Consider the following 22,236-nt stretch of genomic DNA (forward strand, 5'->3'; position numbering starts at 1 on the left):
GAAGCCAGCGGTATCGGCTGGCGGGTGTTCAGCCAGTACCATGCCCACACCGCTCCCGAACTGTGGCAGCCGGGCCAGCGCCTGGGCACCGAGCTGGACCTGTTCGATGGCAGCCAGCCCCATCAACTGAGCTTCGCCAACAACCCGCATCTGGCGCCGTTGCAAACCATCTTTGGGAATGCCGATGGCTTCCTGCTGCCCCATAGCCGCGAGGGAGTGGCCAAGGCGTGGTTGCTGTTCGGTTTCTATAACGCTGCCCGACAGGCACCGGACCTGGGCGAGCGCGAGTGGCTGAACCTGTGCTCGGCCATCGGCGGCCCAGTGCTGTTTCGTCAGTCCGAGCATCAGCACCGCCACCATAACGAGCGTCTGAGCGTCTTGCAGGACCTGCTCGGCACCGGTTGGTGGGAGTGGTTGCCCAACGACGAGCTGCAACTGGCGCCGCAACTGATTGACAGCCTCGGCCTGCATGGGCGGCTTGATCGTCTGTCGCGGCAGGACTGGTTGGCGACGATCCATCCGGCGGACCGCGAGGAACTGAATAGCCGCCTGCTTGAGTTGCGGGAAAACGACACGCCGTTATTACTCTGCGTGCGTCTGCGTAGCGTTGATCCAGACCAGGCGCCGGTGTGGTTTCGTATCCAGGGGCAGTCGCTGATCAGCGGCCAGAGCCGTCGGGTACTGGGCTTCATGCTGGATGTCAGTGATATCAAAAACCAGGAAACCGAAGCCGCTGCCGCGCACGCGCGCTTGGACAACCTGATTGCCAGCTCGCCGGCGGTGATTTACGTGCAACGCTACGATCAGGGCAGCCTGGAGCCAACGTTCTTCAGCGCCAGCCTGACGCCGGTACTGGGCTGGAAACTGGCTGACTGCGTCGATGGCCAGTTGAGCGAATACATCCACCCCGATGACCGCGATATCTGGTTCGAACGCACCCGTGTGTTGCTGCGCGAAGGCTTTGTCAGTCGCCGTTACCGCCTGCGCGGTCGCGATGGTATCTATCACTGGTTGCTGGATGAAGCCCGCCTGCTGCGCGATGACCTCGGCATTCCGGTGGAGGCGGTCGGCCTGTGGCTGGATGTCACAGAGGCGACCCTGGCCGCCGAACGGGTCCGTGAGAGCGAGGAGCGTTATCGGATTCTGGTGGAAGACTCCCCGGCCATGATCTGCCGCTACAGCCCGGAGCTGATCCTCAGTTTCGGTAACCGACCGCTGGCCAACTATCTGGAATGCACTACCGAGCAACTGGCCGGGGTCAATCTGGGCGACTGGTTCTCCGCCGGGCAGCGTGAAGACTTTCTCCAGCGCATCGCCCAGCTGACGCCGGAATCCCCCATGAGCACTGCGGAAATCTGCCTGGAACTGCCGGGCAGGGAGCATGCCTGGTGGGTCTGGGCTGACCGGGGGGTGTTCGACGAGCAGGGCAAACTGGTGGAAATCCAGGCTGTAGGGCGGGATAACACGGACGTGCGTCGTTCGCGCATGCAGCTCAACCAGAGTGCGAAGATGGCGACTCTGGGTGAGATGGCCACCGGTCTGGCCCACGAGATCAACCAGCCGCTGAATGTCATGCGCATGGCCGTGGTCAACGTGCTCAAGCGCCTGAACAGCGGCAATGTCGACCCTGAATATCTGATCGAAAAACTCAACCGCATCGACGCTCAGGTGCAGCGCGCAGGCAAGGTCGTGGACCATATGCGCGTGTTTGGCCGTCGATCGGAAGTCCAGGAGCAGTTATTCAATCCTAACGACTCGGTGGAGGGCACTCTGGGGATGCTGGCCGAAGGCATGAAAGGCAAGGGCGTCGAGTTGCGCGTGGGCGAACTGGGCGAGCCGGTGCAAGTGCGTGGCCATGGCGATCAGCTGGAGCAGGTGATCATCAACCTCATGGTCAACGCCCGTGACGCCCTGCTTTCACGCAAGGAAAGCATTCCCGAGCTGCAGCCCTGGATCAGCCTTTACACCGGCCGGGACACACAGAACTTCTTTATCTACGTGGAAGATAACGGCGGCGGGATTGACCCGCGCCTGCTGGAAAAGATCTTCGAACCCTTCTTCACCACCAAGCCATCGGGTGTCGGCACCGGGCTGGGGTTGTCGGTGAGTTATGGCATCGTTCAGCAAATGGGCGGTCTGCTGAGCGTCAGCAATGCTGGCGAGGGCGCGCGTTTTCAGATCACCCTGCCGATCAGTCAGGGCTGAATCTCCCGTCAGGCACGAAGCGGTCCTCTGATGTGAAATGAGATCTGTGGGGCATCTGTGGGGCCGGCTTCAGTCGGGAAAGGGCCGGGACATCCGACGCATTTCTTTGTGCTGAAGAAATGTCTTCCCGGCTAAAGCCGGTCCTGCAAAAGGCCAGACCCACCGGGTATCGGGACCTTTCGCTAAATCACCAGTGTCGCCTGACCAATGTTGCAGCTCATATTGGCGCCAAGATTGACCGGGTTGACGGTAATGCCCAGGCTCATCAACAGCGGGTCGAGCACGCCGGTCAGCAGCGGCGACAGAGTGCTGTTGATGGTGCTGTCCAGGCTGCTGGTTATGGTGCCCAGCAAGGACTCGGCCCCACTCATGAGCGCGCCCAGCACGTTGTTGGTGGGCGGCGAATACATGTGCACTTGCACACCAGCGATGGTCCCGGCCAGTAGGCTGCTGGGCAGCGTGGCGTTGGGTGCCAAGGGGAAGAACGGGTCGGTATTGACCTCAGGCAGCTGGTTGGGGGTCGAGGGCGAGGTATAGGTGCGGTTGGTCGAGGTGCTCTGCACCTGGCCGATCGGGCTGTTGACGCTGATGCCCAGGCCGCCGCCCGCGAACGGCACCCGTGGGTCGCAGGGTGCGGTGGAGACGGGAAGCCCCAGGACTGTGCGGCACACCTTGGTGCCGATATCCAGTACCGGCAAGGGCAGGGCGACCACGGCATTGGGGTCGGTACTGGTGGGGAAAGCTGCCGCTGTGCTGATCTGGCCAATCTTCAGGTTGAGCAATGCAGTGTCGGTATGGGTGGTCAGGGTTTTGTTGGTATTGCTGGTGCAGGTATAGCCGGTCACGTAACTCTGGGCGCTGGAAGTGGACACACTCACGTCGATCTGCGGGCCTGTACCACCTGAATCAAGCCAGAGAAAGTCATTGACCTTGCAACCCGCGCCCAGCAGGCAGGTCACTGAGGTCAGGGTGCTGACCAGATTAAGGCTCAGCACGCTATTGATCACCGGTGTCAAGGGCGACAGCAGGTTGGTCGCAGCGTTGACCAGAGGCGTTATGGCATTAAGCGCCGGCAGCTTGATAGACAGCAACGCCCGGGTCTGAGCCGTACGCACGAAGATCCGGTTGGCTCCCGTAGGGTTGCTCGGATCAATTTTGCTCGGGTCGCCAATCGCCGAGATCTGCGGTGTCTGGATTACCTGAACCTTGGCGGTCACTTGGGCCACGCCCGGCACGTTCAGCTGGACGGCGGACATCAGACCGTTTTTCTTGTTGGCCACCTGCACCAAGCCCTGGACCAGATCAAACACCCGCATATTGGTATTCAGCGCCGCCAGGTTGCTGCCGCTCTGCACCTGCAGCAAATCCCCCAGCGCAATGGTGGTGGCCCCGGCTGCGGCCTTGATGGCATTCAGGCTGGAGATGGCGGCGGTTGCGGCAAGCGTATTGTTGGGATCAAGGACGCTGATTGCGCTCTGGACCAACTGGCTCACCGAAATATTACTGGTCAGCAACTGCGTATAGTCGCCTACCGTAAGACTCAGATCGGTGCTGAGGCGATTCAGGTAGCTCAGCAGATTCAGGTTGGTATCCACCAGGCCCTGCCAACCGGCAACGCTGAGGTTCAGGTTGCCGCCGAGCAATCCACCTATAAGCGGGTTGAGCACGGCGGCGTTGGCCGAGTTGAGGGTCACGGCGGCGCTGCGCAGGGTCAGTTGTACCAGTGGCTGGGTAGGCTGGGCCACTGCGGTGGCTCTGAGGGAAATGGTGGGCGGAATGGGCGTATCCGAAAAATACGAGGCCACGCCAGAGGCAACGCTCCTGGGCACCGGATGGGTGACAACGACCTGAATGGCTTCGTATTTGCTCGCGTCGGCGTTGAACGTGCGCATACCGCTGGCGCCCACCAACAGGTTGCCGCAAAGGGTCGCCATTGTCCTGCCATCGCTGCCCTGAACGAAGCCATTGCGCTCACCACTTTGGGTTGCAAAAGCGACTGCGCTGGCCGTGGTGGCAGGCAGGCAATTGCCATGACGGCCGGCGGCCTCCAGTGCGGCCATATCGGCAACCCGTTGCAGGCTGCGCCGTTCCATGTACAAGCGTCCGCTATCGAGCACAACGAGCATGCACAGCAGCGCCAGGGCCAAGGTTCCGGCCGCCATCAATCCGATAGCGCCACGCTGCTGCAGATGATTCAGGGGGGACATCCAGCACTCCTTAAGTCTCGCCTAACTCCTCACCTGTGGGCAGGAGTGTAGTAAAGGGATCGATAGGGTGCTGGCTAAATGACAGATGGAGGGCAAATGCAGGATCGATAATGTGGGACCGGCTTAGCCGGGAAGGCGCAGGTGCATCCGACACACCTATGGACCGGATGTACTGGCTTCTTCCCGGCTAAAGCCGGTCCCACAGCTGCGCCATTGGGCCTATCATCGCGGCGGATACTGGCTCAGGATCTTCGCCACGGTGCTGCGAATCGCCGTGTCGCGAGCGGCCGGATCGGGGTTGTCATTGAGAATCTGCTCGGTGCTGCCACGCCACACCAGTTTGCCGTCCTTGCCGTCGAGCAGATCGATCTGCAGGGTGGTGACCTTGTAGTCGACGCTGCGGGTCTCGCTACTGACCGGTGGGTAGCCCCAGTAACCGCCCCAAGGGCCGCCACCCCAGCCGCCGCCATATTGGGTGCTGACCAATTGCTGGCGGTTTTCCACGATCAACCAGGTCTGTACCTTGAGATCGGCTGTCGTTCCCGCTGCGGCCATGCGCAGGCCGCGTTGATCCAGCTGTCCGGTCACGGCCTGGCGAATGCGCTGTTCAGTCAGGTCGCTTTGCAGACGCGGATCGTTGGGCTGGAATTGCACGCCGGGCTCCTTCCAGCTCCAGCTGCGGTAGCCGCCGAAGTCGCGTTGTGTATCGAAGTCGCGATTGACCCGTTGGGTGTCACAGGCACTGAGCAGCAGGGCGAAACCCAGTACGGCAAGATAACGGAACATGGCAGTTCTCCGAAATGTCAGGCAGGGGGATAGGTGCTCAGGGCTCTTTGTACGGACTCGCGCAGGGCTTTGCTGCGTTGTGCCTGGTCGCCACCGGCAGCGGCTTCGGCGCGGGCGCTCCAGACCGGTTGGCCGCTGCGCCCATCGAACAGGCTGACGGTGACGACGATCACCTGTTCCTGATACGTACGTACCACGGGTACCGTGGCGTAACCGCCATAACCGTTGCGGTAACCACCGTAATACGGGTCGTAATAGTCGTCCCGGACCTGGCGCAGGCGGGTTTCCGGGTGCAGCTCGGCGCTGACGTACAGGTCGGCGCCTTGGGGATTGCGGCTTGGGCGCAGCCCGCGCTGATCCAGGCCATTGCTCACCGCTTCGGCGATCTGCGCCGGGTCGGCCCAGGTAGAACCGACGGGCAACTGGTTGTTGAGCCAGCTCCAGTCGCGATAACGCCCGTAGTCTCGAGGGGCGGCCGGGTAGGCGCTCATGTCCAGAGTATTGGCGGCCTGGGCCGGAGCGGGGGGCAGCGGGCTGGAACTGGCGACGTAAGGGTTTTCACTCTGGCAGGCGGCCAGGCCCAGGGTCAGCAAGAGTGCGGCGAGGCGGGATTTCATGATGGTCTCCTTGGGCCTCTCTATAAACGAAACACCATGGATTTAATTCACAGCATTGTGTGGGTGTTCTGTGGGACCGGCTTTAGGCTGAAAATGCCTTCCCGGCTAAAGCCGGTCCCACAGGGTGTGTTCCAACTCATTAAATCGGCCGACAAACCCAATGCAGGTAACGCCCCAAGCCGGCATAGGCCGGATGGCGGCGGTGGGCCAGTTCCATTTCCAGCAGGTCCGCCAGCTCGGCGCGGGCCTGGAACTCCACCGGCATATAGTCGTGGAACACCCGCACTCCACTACGGGTTTCGACTTGCCACAGCCGCTCAAGTTGCGCCGCCAGTTCACGCGGATCAAGGGGTTGTTGCGGAGTCAGGCTCTGCTTTTCCCCGGCCATGTCATTCTTGCGCATCTTGCGGAAGTGACCCTTGAGCAGGTTGCGGTAGATCAGTGCGTCGCGGTTGTAGAAGGCCAGGGACAGCCAGCCATCGGGACGGGTCAGTTGGTGCAGTACCGGCAGGATCGCGTGGGGTTCGGCAAGCCATTCGAGTACGGCATGGCACAGCACCAGGTCGTAGGGTTCAGGCAATTGGCCGAGCAGCTCCTGCCAGGGCGCCTGAATGAAGGTTGCACTTTGCCCTGCGTCGGCAAAACGCTGGCGGGCGCCTTCGAGCATGGGCGCGGCAGGCTCGGCCAGGGTCACCTGATGACCGCGTTCAGCCAGCCACAACGACATATGGCCAAGCCCTGCGCCGATATCCAGCACGCGCAGGGGGCGATCTGGCAGCGCCTCAAGCAGGTCGGCCTGGAGCACCGCCAGGCGGATCGCACCCTTGGCGCCGCCGTAGATTTTTTCGGCAAAACGGGTCGCCAACTGGTCGAAATGACGGTCACTCATTTGGCAAACCGCCGTTCGCTGTCGGCCAGTTTACTGCGCACGACTTCGTCCATGTTCAGCCCAAGTTCGCTGCACATCAGTAAAAGATAAAGGACGATGTCGCCAATTTCCTGGCCGGCATGGGCCAGTTGTTCGGGTGGCAACTGCTGGGACTGCTCCGGTGTCAGCCACTGGAAAATCTCCACCAGCTCGGCCATTTCGACGCTGGCGGCCATGGCCAGATTCTTGGGGCTGTGAAATTGCCGCCAGTCATTCTGGTCGCGAATGCGGTGCAGGCGTTGGGTGAGTTCTTCGAGGTTCATGAGGGAGGCTCCTTGAGGCGCATAGCTTCAAGGGGAACCGGCCGGGAAGCAAGCCTGGTTTGTGCCGCTTGCCGACCGGTTCAGGCGCTATTCAGACGCTGTGCATTCACTCAGAGCGGGGTGAACAGAGCCTTCTGGCCTTCAGGAGAGGTGAAGATAGCGTCGCCGTTATGGCCGACCCCGGGCACTACGACCAGGTGCTGGCTGGTCCCCTCGGGGTGGCGCTTCTGCAAATACTCGAAGTAGTTCTGGCCGCGGGTGAGCCGTGACGAACCCTGGGCTTCGGCGCCGCAGGACTTGTCCAGGGCCGGATGATTGGGGTCAGTGTCCAGTTGGCCGAGCAGGTAGGTGATATCGCGCTTCACATAGTTCTGCTCGATCACCGCCGGGGTTTGCTGGCCAGCATAGAACGGCAGCTTGTTCAGGCCGTATTTCCAGTCGTTGAAGCCTGGGCAGGTCGCCGCCGTCACTGGCAACGGCCGCTGGGCGTCGAGATAGGCATAGGACGAGGAGTTGGCGATCACATAGCGCAGGTGGATGCCTTCCTTTTTCAGCAGGGCATCTTCACGGCCGCCGAGAATCGCATAGCGCTGCACTACCTGGGCGCCGCTGGAGTGACCGGCGATCACGATTTCCTTGAGGTTGGGGAACAGCTTGCTGTCGCTCAGGCGCTTGAGGATATGGTCCAGCACCACGAACGAACTGATCGGCTTGGGCCCTAACGCAGTGTCGCCCGCCATCCAGTTGTTTTCGTGCCAGCGCAGGATTTTTTCCGGCAGGTGGTGGGCAACGATATCTTTTTCATCGAGGAACTGCGGCGATATCAGCAGGGTTTTCTGCCGTTGCTTGGACTGGTTGGCCGCGCGCTCGATGCTGCGCAAGTAGGTTGGCGCATTGCGCAGACGGCCATGAATGACAATGACCACGCGCTGGATCTGCGGCTTGGGTTTGACCCACTCCTGACTCAGGCCCAGGGTGGCCTCGACGCCATTGATCACCAATCGATCAGGGCTGATCGATTGGACCGCGTGATCCTCGGCGTGAGCCGTGGCGCTCAGAAGGGTGCCCAACATCAGGACCAAAAGCGGTTTCATCATTGATCAAAGGCTCTTTGCGGCGAACGTGTCGCACTGATTGATTTGGCCCTGGGCAAAACCGGCTTTGAACCAGCGCACCCGTTGGGCGGACGTCCCGTGAGTAAACGAGTCAGGCACAACCCTACCCTGACTTTGTTGCTGTAAGCGGTCATCACCAATGGCGTTGGCCGCGTTCAGGGCCTCTTCAATATCACCCGGCTCAAGCCAGTTCAAACGCTTTTGTGCATGCCAGGCCCAGACCCCGGCCAGACAATCGGCCTGCAGCTCCTGGCGCACCAGTAAACCATTGTTGCCCTCAAGACGCTGGCCCTGTTGCCGTGCAGTCTGAATTTTGGCTGAAATACCCAGTAACGTCTGCACATGATGGCCTACTTCGTGGGCAATTACATAGGCCTGGGCGAAGTCGCCGGCTGCCTTGAAGCGCTGGGACATTTCCTGGAAGAAACTCAGGTCCAGGTAAACACGCTGATCGGCGGGACAATAGAAGGGGCCACTGGCCGATGAGGCGAAGCCGCATGCCGACTGAACCTGACCGCGGAACAGTATCAGTGTCGGGTCCTTATATTGGCGGCCGTTTTGCTGAAATATTGTCTGCCAGGTGTCTTCGGTATCGCCGAGAATCGCCCGGACGAAATCCGCCTGCGCATCATTGGCTGGTGGTGCCTGACGGGTTTGCGGGCTGACGCTGGTGGATTGCTGATCCATCTGCCCGGCCAGTTGCCCGAGAATCTGCATCGGGTCCTGCCCGGTCAACAGCCCGAACGCGACGATCAACACCACCCCGCCCAGGCTCAAACCCTTGCCGCCAATCCTGAAACCGCCGCCACCACCACCGCTTGCGTCATCACGCGCATCGACTACGTTGTCGCTGCGCCGACCTTTTTTCCAGAGCATGGGGGAATCCTTTCGGGAGGGATGTAAGAGAGTGTTGCCCTTAGACAGGCTTGGCGCCAGTTTGATCGTTCGATTGGACCTGTGGGAGCTTGCGCGCTGGAAGGACGATGCGGTGCGCTGTACGTAATAGATGTATGAACAGATCCAAAGAAACATCCCTCAACGCTTTGAGATTCGCCCTACAGAACCTTCCAGCACATTCCTTTAGCGTTCGTCTCCTCAAAGACGTCACCCAAGGAATGGCATGATTCCCGTTACCCGACTCGGCGACAAACACGTCTGCCCCATCCCCGGCCATGGCACCTCGACTATCGTCAGTGCATCGTCCGATGTCCAGATCAACGACCTGGGCGCCGCCCGCGTGGGCGATGTCTGCGGTTGTGGCGCGGTGATCACGGCAGGCTACCCGCGCATCATTATCAACCATCGGCCGGTCGCGCATCTGGGCAGCCCGACCAGCCACGGCGGCTTCATCGTCTCGGGCAGCCACGATACCTTCGGCGGCTATCAATTCGAGGGTGAATGCACCGAGACCGTTATCGACTTCGCCAAGCTAGGTGCCGTGCGCGCGGACGGCTCGGTCGATGAGCCACTCATGGCGCAGCTATTGGCCGATCCGCAGCTCAAGCAACGCGCCCTGCTCTCGGGCGCGCTTGTACAACCGGGCCAATCAGCCCCGGCAACCGACAAGCCGCCGCTGACGCCTGAACTGATCTCAGTCGCCGGCAGCCAGCACGACAACAGCTCCGGCAACAAGATGATGTTTATCGGCCAGGCCGCACGCGAATTGGCCGCCTTCAAGCGCGACAAGCCCGAACTGACGCGCACACTGGTTGTGTTCACCCCCGCCTACAACGATGCCATGCTCAGCGCCGCCCGCGCCTCTGCCGAGCACTATGGTGCTGATTTTATGACGGTGACCGACGCTGCGCAGCTGATCAGTTACCTGAACCAGGGCAAGGACCGCGCCCAATCGCCTATCGAGCATGTGTCGATATTCAGCCACGGCGTACCTCAACGGATCGCCTTCGGCTATCAACTCGACGAGGACCCACAAATGTCTCTAGACGTGCTGAGCTACCAAAAGCTCTCCCCCTTGGCATTTTCCGGATCAGCACAAATCGACAGCTACGCCTGCCGTACCGGTATGGGCAACGTGCCGGACCTGCCCATAGAAGAGGGCATTCAGTTCTTTCCAGATACCGATGAAAGTCTGGCGCAACTGCTGGCGAATCACTTGCAGATCAAAGTGCGCGCTTTTGTCCGGCGTTCAGATTACAAGAATACCTGGGGGACGTTTGCAGAGCGGCGAAAGGGAAACTTGTGTGATGTCAGTAATGATACGGCACCTGCGGAGTGGTGGTGTAAGAGGTGGAATGAGCTGAAAGACGAGCGTCGTGACAATCATAGAGATTCGCAATTCACCTACCAAACTATAGGAGCTATCAATCCTGTGATCTCAGGCGATACACCCCTCGGTGCGCCCGGAGGCCGCTTTGAGTTTCTACCGAAGTAAATCCTTCTGGGTCGCAACCACTATTTTCTCCCCGCTACTACTGGTAGCGGGTAATTACGGATTCAAAATAATGACCAGTGTATATAAAACAGACTTAGGTAATGGCGTAATTATCTATGCTGACGATTATGTGAAGACAGGCCAATGGGTGTTTGACTGCAGGTATTCGCGCCTTATCAGCCGCAAGCCACTGCCAGCGCCGATAGCGGAGCTTAAAGAAAGCGGAAGGCTGACGATCGGTAATATGTACGCTCTGAGCGACGCCGACGAAGCACTGGCAAAGGAGGTAATCAGAGCAATAACGAAGATAGACGGCTGGTACGAAAAACTGCGTTATCGCTACTCCGCTCTGGATGAGTCTAGCAACCTTACTGTTCATGACTTCGATTTGTTGGGTCTCCACGATGGCCGACTGTGGGCGCTGGTTGTTTCGCAGTCGCTGAATTACAGAAACAGATCAAGCTTCAAAGTAACCGCCGAACCCTACGACCCCGAGACCTATATGGATCACGCCAGAATGCTCCAGGCCGCCGCCAAAAGCTGCCCAGTCCCGCAGTAAAGGCATCATTTATTAGTGTAGCAGGAGGAAGTTTTGAGTTTCTACCGAAGTAAATCCTTCTGGATCGCAACCACCATTTTCTCCCCGCTACTACTGGTAGCGGGTAACTACGGATTCAAGATAACGACCAGTGTATATAAAACAGACTTAGGTAATGGCGTAATTATCTATGCTGACGATTATGTGAAGACAGGCCAATGGGTGTTTGACTGCGGGTATTCGCGCCTTATAAGCCGCAAGCCACTGCCAGTGCCGATAGCGGAGCTTAAAGAAAGCGGAAGGCTGACTATCGGAAACATGTACGCGCTGAGCAGAGCCGACGAAGCGCAAGCAAAAGAAGCAATCAGAGCAATAACAAAAATAGACGGCTGGTACAAAAAACTACGCTATCGCTACTCCGCACTGGATGAATATAGCAAAATCGCCGTTCATGACTTCGATGTACTGGGTCGCCATAATGGCCGGGCGTGGGCATTGCACGTTTCGCAATGGATTGACAATAGGAACAGATCCCGCTTCACGATAATCGCTGAACCCTACGACCCCGAAACCTATATGGATCACGCCAAAGCGCTCGAGGCCGCCGCCAAAAGCTGCCCTGTTCCACAGTAAAAATATCAGTACACCGGCTACTCTACTCAGCCGGTGTCGTCTTTTCCCAAGGGAGCTATTCATCGATTATTTCAACTCGCACGTTCATCGGTGTATAGGGATGATTATTATGAGTTTTTACCGAAGTAAAGCCTTCTGGATCACAGCAGTCATTGTATCTTCACCACTATTAATCACGGGCTACTACGGATTTAAAATTATTACGAGCGTATATAAAACAGGCTTTGGTAATGGCGTTATTATCTATGCTGACGATTATGTTCGGACTGGCAAGTGGGTGTTTGACTGTGATAGTTCGCTCCTGATCAGGCGAGAGCCATTATTAGCCCCCATAGCGGAGCTTGAGGAAAGCGGAAGTCTGACTATTAGTAGAATGTACTCTTTGAACAACGCCAACGAAGAGCAGGCAAAGGTGGCGATCAGAGAAATAACCGGGATTAAGAACTGGTACAAGAAACTGATTTATCGCTACTCCCGACTGAATGAAAATAGCGATCTGCGCACACACGTCTTTGATTTGCTAGCCAGGCATGATGGTCGATGGTGGGCATTGAACGTATGGCAAAGGCTTGATTATCACGGCGGGTCAACTTTCGAGGTAACTGCGTACCCCTACGATCCCGAAACCTATATCGATTACGCCAAAGCGCTCCAGGCCGTAGCCAAGAGCTGCCCTGCTCCACAGTAAAAATATCAGTACACCGGCTGCTCTACTCAGCCGGTGTCGCCTTTTCCCAAGGGAGCTATTCATCGATGATATCAACTCGCATGTTCATCGGTGTACAGGGATGATTATTATGAATTTTTACCGAAGTAAAGCTTTCTGGATCTTGGCGACTATTTTATCTTCATTACTACTAGTCTCGGGCTACTACGGATTCAAAATAATGACAAGCGTGTATAGGCAGGACTTTGGCAACGGATTGGTAATCTATGCCGATGACTATGTAAATTCTGGCAGGTGGGTATATAACTGTAATAGCTCACGTCTGATTAGTCGAGAGCCATTAATATTCCCTGTCTCGGCACTTGAGGACGCCGGCAAGTTGATTGTTGATGATAATGTGCTCTCTTTGAGCGGTAGCGATAAGGCGGATGCGAAGATTGTGATCAGGGCGGCAACTAAAATTGAAGGTTGGTATAAAAAATTGCATTACATTTACTCGGTTCTAGATGAGTCGAGCAATCTTAATACCCACGTTTTTGACATGTTTGCCGAGCACAATGGTCGGCAGTGGGAATTGAAGGTCCGCCAATGGATTGATAGCAGAAACAGGTCAACCTTCGAGATAAGCGCTAAACCCTACGATCCCGAAACCTATATGGATCACGCCAAAGCGCTCGAGGCCGCCGCCAAAAGCTGCCCTGTTCCCCAATAAAAAATCAGCGCACCGGCTGCTCTACCCAGCCGGTGGCATCTCATACCCATCAACGCCGAACCAGCAAAACCCCGGACTCCATATGGTGGGTATACGGAAACTGGTCGAACAGGGCGCAGCGCTCGACACGGTGGGTGTCGTGCAGTTGGGCGATGTTGGCGGCCAGGGTCTCCGGGTTGCAGGAGATGTACAGGATGTTGTCGAAGCGCCGGGTCAGTTCGCAGGTGTCCGGGTCCATGCCGGCGCGGGGCGGGTCGACGAAGACGCTGCCGAAGTCATAGCTTTTCAGGTCCACGCCTTCCAGCCGACGGAAGAGCCGTACTTCGTTCAAGGCCTGGGTCAGTTCTTCGGCGGACAGGCGCACCAGGGCGACGTTATCCACGGCGTTGTCGGCCAGGTTGCTCAGGGCCGCGTTGACCGAGGTCTTGCTGATTTCCGTAGCCAGCACTTTGCGCACACGGGTCGCCAACGGCAGGGTGAAGTTGCCGTTGCCGCAATACAGCTCCAGCAGGTCGTCCTCGCGCTCGCCAAGGGCGTCGTAGGCCCAGTTGAGCATCTTCTGGTTCACCGTGCCGTTGGGCTGGGTGAAGGCGCCTTCGGGCTGGCGATAGCTGTAGGTACGACCGGCCACGTCCAGTTTTTCAGTCACGTAATCACGACCAATCACCACACGCTGACCCTTGGAGCGACCGATCAGGCTGACGTCGAGGTCGGCGGCCAGTACTTCGGCGGCAGCTTTCCAGGCGTCGTCCAGAGGACGGTGATAGCACAGGGTGATCATGGCATCACCGGCCAGGGTAGTCAGGAAGTCCACCTGGAACAGCTTGTGATTGAGGATCGCGTCGGCTTCCCAGCGGTCGCGCAGCCCTGGCATCAGCGCGTTGATGCGCTGGCTGGCGATGGGCAGTCCGTCGAGCAGGATCGGCGTCTTGTTGTCGCCGGGGGCGAACATCGCGTAGTGACGCTTCTGCGCCTCGCGCCACAGGCGGAACTCGGCGCGCAGGCGGTAGTGCTCACGGGGCGAGTCGAAGATCTGCGGCTCGGGCGCGTCGAACGGCGCCAGCAACTCGCGCAGGCGGATGGCTTTGTCTTCGAGCTGACGGTCGTAGCTCGCGGGGTCGAAGGGAACACTCATGCGTTGAACCAGCCCAGCTTGATCACGAACAGGATCGACAGGATCACCAGTGCCGAATTGAGCTCACGCGCTCGGCCGGAGAGGATCTTGATCGCGGTCCAGGAAATGAAGCCAAAGGCGATGCCGTTGGCGATGGAATAGGTGAAAGGCATCGCCAGGGCGGTAATCACGACCGGTGCGGCGACGCTGATGTCGTCCCAATCGATTTCCGCCAGGCCCGAGGTCATCAGCACGGCAACGAACAGCAGCGCCGGTGCCGTAGCGAAGGCAGGGACGCTGCTGGCCAGTGGGGCGAAGAACAGTGCCAGCAGGAACAGAATGGCGACCACGATGGCGGTCAGGCCGGTACGGCCGCCGGCACTGACGCCCGCTGCGGATTCTATATAGCTGGTGGTGGTGGAGGTACCCAGCAGGGAACCGGCCATGGCTGCGGTGCTGTCGGCGATCAGGGCGCGGCCCATTTTCGGCATGTGGCCGTTCTTGTCCATCAGCCCGGCGCGCTTGGCGACGCCGATCAGGGTACCGGAGTTGTCGAACAGGTCGACGAACAGGAAAGCGAAGATCACGCTGACCAGGCCGATATCCAGGGCACCCTTGATATCCAGTTGCAGAAAGGTCGGGGCCAGGGACGGTGGCATCGACATGACGCCGCCGAACGGGCTGAAGCCCAGCAGGATCGAAACAATGGTCACCGCGAGGATGCCGATCAGCACGGCGCCGCGTACCTGAAGCTTTTCCAGCGCCACGATCAGGAAGAAGCCGAGGATCGCCAGCACTGGCGCAGGTTTGGCCAGGTCACCGAGGCCGACCATGGTTGCCGGGTTGCTGACCACGATTTCGGCGTTATGCAGGGCAATCAGCGCCAGGAACAGGCCGATACCGGCGGCAATGGCCGAGCGCAGGGGCAAGGGGATGCTGTTGATGATCCACTCGCGGATGCGAAAGATCGACAGGATGAAGAACATCACCGCCGAGATGAACACCGCGCCCAGGGCCACTTGCCAGGTATGGCCCATGTGCAGGACTACGGTGTAGGTAAAGAAGGCGTTGAGACCCATGCCCGGTGCCAGGGCGATCGGGTAGTTGGCGATCAGCCCCATGACCGTGGAGCCGATGGCTGCGGCCAGGCAGGTGGCGACGAACAGCGCACCCTTGTCCATGCCGGTGGCGCCGAGGATGCTCGGGTTGACGAACAGGATGTAGGCCATGGCCAGGAACGTGGTCACGCCCGCGAGAATCTCGGTGCGCACGTTGGTGTTGTGTGCCTTGAGTTGAAACAGCCGCTCCAGCATGTCTGGCTCCCCTGACGCCATGGCGTCGTGAATGAATCGACTCCAACAGCAAAGCACAGGTCGCCGGGGCGGTCTGGGCATTTTCCGTGGGTCAGAAAAAGCCGCGCATGATACCAGTAGCGCGAGGCGATGGCTGCGGCGGATGATCAGTTGCCTGCACGCCAGTGCCAATCCCGCGACGGCGCTGTCAAGATCGCAAAACCGTCAATGTCGCCAGAGTGCAAACACAGGTCGCACTGGTGCGTTTCGCGCCCCTTGCCGCTGCGTAATTTGAGGCCACGCAGCAACATCCGCATTGCCGCTGATTGAAAGCTCACTGCCACACGAACGAGCCAAAAAATAACGAGCCGACCCGAGGGAGCACGCATGAAGAGATTTATTCGTCATATCAGTTGTGGTGTTTTGATGTTGAGCAGCACTGCGCTGCTGGCGGCAGAACCGGCCAAGTGCCAGAACGTACGCATGGGTGTGGTCAACTGGACCGACGTGATCGCCACCAGTGCCATGGCCGAAGTTCTGCTCAAGAATCTGGGCTACGAGGTCAAGCAGACCAGCGCCGCCCAGCAGATCATTTTTGGTGGCCTGCGCGATGATCGCCTGGATGTGTTCCTCGGTTACTGGAAACCAGCGATGGACAAGAACATCGCGCCATTCGTGGAAGCCAAGCAGGTCAAGGTGCTCGATAAACCGAGCATGAGCGACGCCCAGGCGACCCTTGCAGTGCCTGACTACGTGGCGGCGGGCGGGCTGAAAACCTTCGCCGATATCGCCAAATTCAAGGACAAGCTCGGTGGCAAGATCTACGGGATCGAGCCTGGCACGGGTGCCAATGCCAATATCAAAGGCATGATCGAGAAGAACCAGTTCGGCCTCGGTGGTTTCCAGTTGGTCGAATCGGGTGAGGCCGGCATGCTGGCTGCGGTGCAGCGTGCGATGAAACGCAATGAGTGGGTGGTCTTCGTTGGCTGGACCCCGCACCCGATGAATATCAACATGAAGATCGATTACCTGACCGGCAGTGAAGACGTGTTTGGCCCGAACGAAGGCGCAGCGACCGTTTCGGTGGTTACGGCGCCTGACTACGCCACCCGTTGCCCGAATGTCAGCCAGTTGATGAGCAACCTGACCTTCAAGGCTGCCGATGAAAGTAAGCTGATGGTGCCAATCATGGATCGCAAGGCGCCGGAAGATGTTGCCAGGAAGTGGCTCAAGGAACACCCTGAGGATCTGGCGCGCTGGCTGGCCGGCGTCACCACCTTTGATGGCAAGGATGCTGCTCCGGTGGTGACTGCTGCGCTTAAGTAAGTTTCTCCGAGACCCGGATGGCCCTGTGGATATCTCTGCAGGGCCACTGCTCTTCCCAGGTAATACATAATTTGCTGAACCACTGAAATTTTTGTGGGAGCGAATTCATTCGCGAAAAGGCCAGCAGAATCAGCGCATTTTTGTCGTCTGAAATACCGCCTTCGCGAATGAATTCGCTCCCACGAAGGCGTATCAGGGACATTGCGGCGGCCAGGAGTGCTGAATGACTCATCCATACCCCCTCTCCCCCGAACTCACCGAGTTTGTCCGTCACAGCCTGACCTTTACCGTCACCGAACCTGGCATCAGCGGTCAACGTGAAGCCTATTCGCGTATGTGCCGCGCCTACACACCGCCACGCCCGCAGGGTCTGCTGGTAGAGGATTTCATCCTGGCCGGGGTCAAGGTGCGTCGTTATCGTCCCGATGACTGGCCCGACAATGAAGCGGCGCCTTGCGTGCTGTATCTGCATGGTGGCGGCTGGGTGGTCGGGGATCTGGACTCCCATGATTTCGTGACCGCCGCCCTGGCCGCTGACCTGGGCGTCGTGGTCATCGCCGTGGATTATCGTCTGGCGCCGGAGCATCCCTTTCCTGCGGCATTCGACGATTGCATGGCTGTTTGGCGTGGTTTGCGCGAACAGGCGCATAACCTGGGCATCGACCCCGGGCGGATCGCTGTGGCGGGGGACAGTGCCGGTGGCAATCTGGCCGCTGCGCTGTGCCTGGCCTTGCGCGATGCCGGCGAGCAGCAGCCATTGGGCCAGGCCCTGATTTATCCGGGGCTGGGCGGTGCGGCGAGCCTGTCGTCACGCCATGAATGTGCCGATGCACCGTTGCTCAGCAGCGCGGACGTGGATGATTACCTGAGTTTGTACCTGAGCGAGCCCGAGCACTGGCGCTCGCCCTACGCCCGCCCGCTGTTGGCTGCGGACTTCACCCACCTGGCCCCGGCATTTATTGCGGTGGCGCAGTTCGATCCGCTGCGTGATGACGGGACCGCCTACGAACAGGCGCTGCGCGCTGCAGGTGTGCGGGTGCGGCTTGAGGTGGGCATGGGGCTGATCCACGGTTGTCTGCGCGCCCGTGAGGCGCCAGAGGTGGATGAGTTGTATGAACGGCTGGTGGGGGCCTTGCGGGATTTTCTTTGGTAGCGCGATCTTGAGTTGGAATGACCTGTAGGAGCTGCCGAAGGCTGCGAAAGCGTTGTGTCATCGATTCGCAGCCTTCGGCAGCTCCTACAGTAATCCTGCGCTCGCTGTTCAGGCAGTCTGCTTTTCAGCCTCTTCGACGATATCGCGCATGCGGTCACGCTTGGCCAGGCCGGGGAACAGTTTCATCCAGATCCCGGTCACCGCCAGGGTACCGACGCCGCCCAGGACTACTGCCGGGACCGTGCCGAACCAGTGGGCGGTCATGCCGGACTCGAACTCCCCAAGCTGGTTGGAAGCACCGATAAACAGGCCATTCACCGCGCTGACCCGGCCACGCATTTCATCCGGGGTTTCCAGCTGTACGAACGAGGCGCGGATCACCATGCTGATCATGTCGGCGGCGCCGAGCACCGCCAGCACGACCAGGGAAAACCAGAACGAGGTCGACAGGCCGAAGGCAATGGTCGCTACGCCGAACACACCGACCGCAGTAAACATTACCCGCCCGACGTGACGATCAACGCTATAGCGCGCCAGCCACAATGACATGCCCAGAGCGCCGATGGCCGGAGCCGAACGCAGCATGCCCAGGCCCCAGGGGCCAGTCAGCAGGATGTCCTTGGCGAACACCGGCAACAGCGCGGTGGCGCCGCCCAGCAGTACCGCGAACAGGTCCAGGGAAATGGCACCGAGGATATCCGGACGGCTGCGGATAAAGTGAATTCCCGCCATCAGCGATTCCAGGGTGGCCTTGTTCTTGTTCAACGGCGTCTGCCGTGCAGGCAGGGTCAACATCAGCGAGCAGGCGATCACGTAAAGGCCGACGGTCAGGCCATAGACCCAGTTACTGCCGAAGGCATAGAGAAAGCCGCCCAGCGCTGGAGCGATGATGGTGGCCGACTGCTGCGCCGACTGCGCCGATGCCACGGCCCGGGGAAACAGGCTCGCCGGGACGATACTTGGCAGCAGGGCCTGAGTGGTGGGCATTTCGAAGGAGCGGGCCATGCCGAAGATGAACGACAGGATGAAGATCATTTCCCGGGTCACGCTGTTGGTCATGCTGCTGACGAACAGGACCAGGGCGATCAGCGCCTGTGCCGACTGGCAGATGGCCGAAACGATGCGTCGGTCATAGCGGTCGGCCACATGCCCTGTATGCAGCATGAACAGTACACGGGGAGCGAATTGAACCAGTCCGACCAGGCCCAGGTCCATCACATTGCCGGTCAGTTGGTAGAGGTTCCAGCCAATCGCGACGGTAAGCATCTGGAAGCCACTGGCGGTAAAGATGCGGGCAAACCAGAACGCGACGAACGGACGATGATGGCGCAACAACACGGGCGCTTGGGTCGGCATGAGCAACAGCAGCCTGAGGTGAAGGAGGGGGGAGGGGAGAATATCATTTTGTAACAATAAATTGCGTGAAAAACCTGTCAGCTGTTAGACCCGAAAGTATGGTTTCAAGCACCGAATGTATGATCGTCGGCCTCCGCTGAAAGTGCTTTTATAGCACCGGATTCGAGCCGTTTGCGGGGGTGAGACAACCTGCCACGCGGCAAACGACCACATAACTGCCGGGATGAAATAGGACTACGCTTTTAGCGTTGATTGATCTGTATCAATACGCCAGCTGACGTGCTGTGCAGTCGACTTTCAGCGATTCCCGGCTTGCGCAATACACTCGAATAATTCCTGCACGCAGCACGCCATCACCGTGGGGCAGTTGTTGCCAGTATCACCTGATAGATAGAGGAATTCCTATGTTCGGCCTAGACGCCCTTGAGCTCGCCCGAATCCAGTTCGCGTTTACCGTGTCCTTCCACATTCTGTTTCCTGCCATCACCATCGGTCTGGCCAGCTACCTGGCAGTGCTCGAGGGGCTCTGGCTCAAGACCAACAACGGCGTATATCGCGACCTGTACCACTTCTGGTCGAAGATCTTTGCCGTCAACTTCGGCATGGGCGTGGTCTCGGGGCTGGTGATGGCCTATCAGTTCGGCACGAACTGGAGCCGCTTCTCCGATTTTGCCGGGGCCGTGACCGGGCCATTACTGACTTACGAGGTGCTCACGGCGTTCTTCCTCGAGGCCGGTTTCCTCGGGGTGATGTTGTTCGGCTGGAACCGGGTCGGGCGCAACATGCACTTCTTCGCGACGGTGATGGTGGCCATTGGCACCCTGGTTTCGACGTTCTGGATTCTCGCGTCCAACAGCTGGATGCAGACGCCTCAGGGTTTTGAAATCGTCGATGGCCGGGTCATCCCCGTCGACTGGCTCGCAGTGATCTTCAATCCGTCCTTCCCCTACCGCCTGGCCCATATGGCCACGGCAGCCTTCGTTGCCACGGCATTCTTCGTCGGTTCCTCGGCAGCCTGGCACCTGCTGCGCGGCCGCGACACGCCGCCGGTACGCAAGATGCTGTCGATGGCCATGTGGATGGCCCTGATCGTTGCACCGGCCCAGGCCGTGATCGGTGACTTTCATGGTCTCAATACCCTGGAGCATCAACCGGCGAAGATCGCCGCTATCGAGGGCCACTGGGAAAACGTTGGCAACGAGCCGACCCCCCTGATCCTGTTCGGGCTGCCGGACATGAAGGAGGAGCGGACCAGGTACGCTCTGGAAATTCCGTATCTGGGCAGCATGATCCTGACCCACAGCCTGACCAAGCAAGTCCCGGCGCTCAAGGAGTTCAAGCCGGAAGACCGGCCCAACTCGACGGCGGTGTTCTGGTCGTTCCGGGTCATGGTCGGCCTGGGTCTTCTGATGATTTTTACCGGTCTGTGGAGCCTGTGGCTGCGCAAGCGCGGCACGCTGTATAGCTCGCGAGCCTTCCTTTATCTGGCGTTGTGGATGGGGCCGTCGGGGCTGATCGCTCTGCTGGCGGGATGGATCACCACGGAAATGGGGCGTCAGCCATGGGTTGTCTACGGTCTGTTACGTACGGCGGACGGTTCGTCCGGACATAGCGTGGCGCAGATGGGCATCACCCTCGTGCTGTTCGTAGTGGTGTACTTCCTGCTGTTCGGCACCGGCTTCGGCTACATGATGCGTCTGGTGCGCAAGGGCCCGGTCAGCCACGAAGGCGATGCGCCGAAACAAGGCGGCCCCGGCCAGCAACGTACACCGGCACGTCCCCTGTCTGCGGCTGATGACAGTAACGGCGATCACTCTCACAGCCTGAACAAGGGGAATTGAATCATGGGTATTGATCTTCCACTGATCTGGGCCGTGATCATCATCTTCGGCGTAATGATGTACGTGGTGATGGACGGCTTCGATCTGGGCATCGGCATTCTCTTTCCCTTCATGAAGGATGAGTCCGACCGCGATGTCATGATGAACACCGTTGCGCCGGTCTGGGACGGCAACGAGACCTGGCTTGTGCTGGGCGGTGCGGGGCTGTTCGGTGCCTTTCCCCTGGCCTATTCGGTGGTGTTGTCGGCGCTGTACCTGCCGTTGATCCTGATGCTGGTCGGCCTGATCTTTCGCGGTGTGGCCTTTGAGTTCCGCTTCAAGGCCACGGCTGAGAAACGCCACTTGTGGGACAAGGCCTTTATCTGGGGCTCCCTGGCGGCGACGTTCTTCCAGGGCGTGGCACTGGGTGCCTTCATCGATGGCATTCCGGTGGTCAACCGCCAGTTCGCCGGAGGTTCGCTGGACTGGTTGACGCCATTCAGCGTGTTCTGTGGCCTGGCGCTGATCGTTGCCTATGCCTTGTTGGGCTGCACCTGGCTGATCATGAAGACCGAAGGCGGTTTGCAGAAGGCCATGCACGATCTGGCCCGCCCTCTGGCTCTGGCTCTGCTGGCGGTGACGGGCGTGGTGAGCATCTGGACGCCCCTGGCCCATGCCGACATTGCCCATCGCTGGTTCAGCCTGCCGAACCTGTTCTGGTTCCTGCCGGTGCCGATTCTGGTACTGATCACTCTGGTTGCGTTCTTCAAGGCTGTGGCGCGCAACGCCAATTACATGCCGTTTCTTCTGACCCTGGTGCTGATCTTCCTCGGTTACAGCGGGCTGGGTATCAGCCTGTGGCCGAATATCGTGCCGCCGTCGATCTCCATCTGGGACGCTTCATCGCCACCTCAAAGCCAGGGCTTCATGCTGGTGGGGACGCTGTTCATCATCCCGTTCATTCTGGGGTACACGTTCTGGAGCTACTACGTGTTCCGCGGGAAAGTGACTCCGGCGGACGGGTATCACTAGGCATTAGCGGGTAACGGAGAACCTGTAGGAGCTGCCGAAGGCTGCGAAATCGGTGTGAAACCATTCGCAGCCTTCGGCAG

General features: G+C 59.2%; 20 protein-coding genes. 10 read left to right on the forward strand and 10 right to left on the reverse strand.

Annotated features, from left to right (window positions below; all coding sequences use genetic code 11):
- Nucleotides 1-690: 690 nt before the first annotated feature.
- Nucleotides 691-2,205 (forward strand): ATP-binding protein, encoded by a 1,515-nt coding sequence (locus ACCD02_RS11195; protein WP_413301376.1) that lies wholly within the window; start codon nucleotides 691-693, stop codon nucleotides 2,203-2,205.
- Nucleotides 2,206-2,387: 182 nt separating this feature from the next.
- Here ACCD02_RS11195 and ACCD02_RS11200 read toward each other — a convergent pair whose 3' ends face one another.
- The 7 genes from ACCD02_RS11200 to ACCD02_RS11230 all read right to left on the reverse strand — a co-directional run bounded on the left by ACCD02_RS11200 (nucleotide 2,388) and on the right by ACCD02_RS11230 (nucleotide 8,997).
- Nucleotides 2,388-4,412, reverse strand: coding sequence for a TadG family pilus assembly protein (locus tag ACCD02_RS11200; protein WP_413301311.1), 2,025 nt, complete (start codon nucleotides 4,410-4,412; stop codon nucleotides 2,388-2,390).
- Nucleotides 4,413-4,634: 222 nt separating this feature from the next.
- Nucleotides 4,635-5,198 carry a DUF4136 domain-containing protein gene (locus tag ACCD02_RS11205; RefSeq protein ID WP_413301313.1) on the reverse strand — a complete coding sequence of 188 codons (564 nt, stop codon included), beginning with the start codon at nucleotides 5,196-5,198 and terminating at the stop codon, nucleotides 4,635-4,637.
- Nucleotides 5,199-5,215: 17 nt separating this feature from the next.
- Nucleotides 5,216-5,815, reverse strand: a complete 600-nt coding sequence (locus ACCD02_RS11210; protein WP_413301315.1) for a DUF4136 domain-containing protein — start codon at nucleotides 5,813-5,815, stop codon at nucleotides 5,216-5,218.
- Between the two features lie 139 nt (nucleotides 5,816-5,954).
- A complete protein-coding gene (locus ACCD02_RS11215; protein WP_413301317.1) occupies nucleotides 5,955-6,704 on the reverse strand; it encodes a methyltransferase in 750 nt (249 codons plus the stop codon).
- The gene (locus tag ACCD02_RS11220; protein WP_413301319.1) at nucleotides 6,701-7,006 is read right to left on the reverse strand and encodes a nucleotide pyrophosphohydrolase; all 306 of its coding nucleotides are present in this window, start codon (nucleotides 7,004-7,006) and stop codon (nucleotides 6,701-6,703) included. Before ACCD02_RS11220 ends, ACCD02_RS11215 begins: the two co-directional genes overlap by 4 nt.
- A 110-nt stretch (nucleotides 7,007-7,116) precedes the next feature.
- The gene (locus ACCD02_RS11225) at nucleotides 7,117-8,103 is read right to left on the reverse strand and encodes an alpha/beta hydrolase (RefSeq protein ID WP_413301321.1); all 987 of its coding nucleotides are present in this window, start codon (nucleotides 8,101-8,103) and stop codon (nucleotides 7,117-7,119) included.
- Between the two features lie 3 nt (nucleotides 8,104-8,106).
- A complete protein-coding gene (locus tag ACCD02_RS11230; RefSeq protein WP_413301323.1) occupies nucleotides 8,107-8,997 on the reverse strand; it encodes a neutral zinc metallopeptidase in 891 nt (296 codons plus the stop codon).
- A 244-nt stretch (nucleotides 8,998-9,241) separates the two neighbouring features.
- Here ACCD02_RS11230 and ACCD02_RS11235 point away from each other — a divergent pair, with 244 nt between their 5' ends.
- The 5 genes from ACCD02_RS11235 (at nucleotide 9,242) to ACCD02_RS11255 (ending at nucleotide 13,063) form a co-directional block, all read left to right on the forward strand.
- Complete coding sequence (locus ACCD02_RS11235) at nucleotides 9,242-10,513, forward strand: PAAR domain-containing protein (protein WP_413301325.1); 1,272 nt, start codon at nucleotides 9,242-9,244, stop codon at nucleotides 10,511-10,513.
- A 70-nt stretch (nucleotides 10,514-10,583) separates the two neighbouring features.
- Entirely contained in the window at nucleotides 10,584-11,072 is a 489-nt protein-coding gene (locus ACCD02_RS11240) for a hypothetical protein (protein WP_413301327.1), read from the forward strand.
- A gap of 33 nt (nucleotides 11,073-11,105) precedes the next feature.
- On the forward strand, nucleotides 11,106-11,684 hold the full coding sequence (locus tag ACCD02_RS11245) for a hypothetical protein (RefSeq protein WP_413301329.1): 579 nt from the start codon (nucleotides 11,106-11,108) through the stop codon (nucleotides 11,682-11,684).
- A 109-nt stretch (nucleotides 11,685-11,793) separates the two neighbouring features.
- Nucleotides 11,794-12,372, forward strand: a complete 579-nt coding sequence (locus ACCD02_RS11250) for a hypothetical protein (RefSeq protein WP_413301331.1) — start codon at nucleotides 11,794-11,796, stop codon at nucleotides 12,370-12,372.
- Between the two features lie 109 nt (nucleotides 12,373-12,481).
- A complete protein-coding gene (locus ACCD02_RS11255; protein WP_413301333.1) occupies nucleotides 12,482-13,063 on the forward strand; it encodes a hypothetical protein in 582 nt (193 codons plus the stop codon).
- 49 nt (nucleotides 13,064-13,112) lie between these two features.
- On the opposite strand, the gene trmA is transcribed toward ACCD02_RS11255, so the two are convergent.
- Both trmA and ACCD02_RS11265 read right to left on the reverse strand, forming a co-directional pair.
- Nucleotides 13,113-14,198, reverse strand: coding sequence for a tRNA (uridine(54)-C5)-methyltransferase TrmA (trmA, locus tag ACCD02_RS11260; protein WP_413301335.1), 1,086 nt, complete (start codon nucleotides 14,196-14,198; stop codon nucleotides 13,113-13,115).
- Nucleotides 14,195-15,490 carry an NCS2 family permease gene (locus ACCD02_RS11265; RefSeq protein WP_413301337.1) on the reverse strand — a complete coding sequence of 432 codons (1,296 nt, stop codon included), beginning with the start codon at nucleotides 15,488-15,490 and terminating at the stop codon, nucleotides 14,195-14,197. Before ACCD02_RS11265 ends, trmA begins: the two co-directional genes overlap by 4 nt.
- A 366-nt stretch (nucleotides 15,491-15,856) precedes the next feature.
- On the opposite strand from ACCD02_RS11265, the gene ACCD02_RS11270 reads away from it, so the two are divergent.
- Complete coding sequence (locus tag ACCD02_RS11270; protein ID WP_413301339.1) at nucleotides 15,857-16,795, forward strand: choline ABC transporter substrate-binding protein; 939 nt, start codon at nucleotides 15,857-15,859, stop codon at nucleotides 16,793-16,795.
- A 223-nt stretch (nucleotides 16,796-17,018) separates the two neighbouring features.
- Nucleotides 17,019-17,948: an alpha/beta hydrolase gene (locus ACCD02_RS11275; RefSeq protein ID WP_413301341.1), complete on the forward strand. Its 930-nt coding sequence runs from the start codon at nucleotides 17,019-17,021 to the stop codon at nucleotides 17,946-17,948.
- A gap of 108 nt (nucleotides 17,949-18,056) precedes the next feature.
- Here the strand turns inward: ACCD02_RS11275 and ACCD02_RS11280 are convergent, their stop codons facing one another.
- The gene (locus ACCD02_RS11280; RefSeq protein ID WP_413301343.1) at nucleotides 18,057-19,304 is read right to left on the reverse strand and encodes an MFS transporter; all 1,248 of its coding nucleotides are present in this window, start codon (nucleotides 19,302-19,304) and stop codon (nucleotides 18,057-18,059) included.
- A 404-nt stretch (nucleotides 19,305-19,708) separates the two neighbouring features.
- Between ACCD02_RS11280 and ACCD02_RS11285 the strand changes: the two genes are divergently transcribed.
- Both ACCD02_RS11285 and cydB read left to right on the forward strand, forming a co-directional pair.
- Nucleotides 19,709-21,145: a cytochrome ubiquinol oxidase subunit I gene (locus ACCD02_RS11285; RefSeq protein ID WP_413301345.1), complete on the forward strand. Its 1,437-nt coding sequence runs from the start codon at nucleotides 19,709-19,711 to the stop codon at nucleotides 21,143-21,145.
- A 3-nt stretch (nucleotides 21,146-21,148) separates the two neighbouring features.
- Nucleotides 21,149-22,156, forward strand: a complete 1,008-nt coding sequence (gene cydB / locus ACCD02_RS11290) for a cytochrome d ubiquinol oxidase subunit II (RefSeq protein WP_413301347.1) — start codon at nucleotides 21,149-21,151, stop codon at nucleotides 22,154-22,156.
- Nucleotides 22,157-22,236 lie beyond the last annotated feature (80 nt).

Origin of the sequence: Pseudomonas sp. Pseusp88, from assembly GCF_047303955.1 — a bacterium.
In the GTDB taxonomy this organism is placed as follows: domain Bacteria; phylum Pseudomonadota; class Gammaproteobacteria; order Pseudomonadales; family Pseudomonadaceae; genus Aquipseudomonas.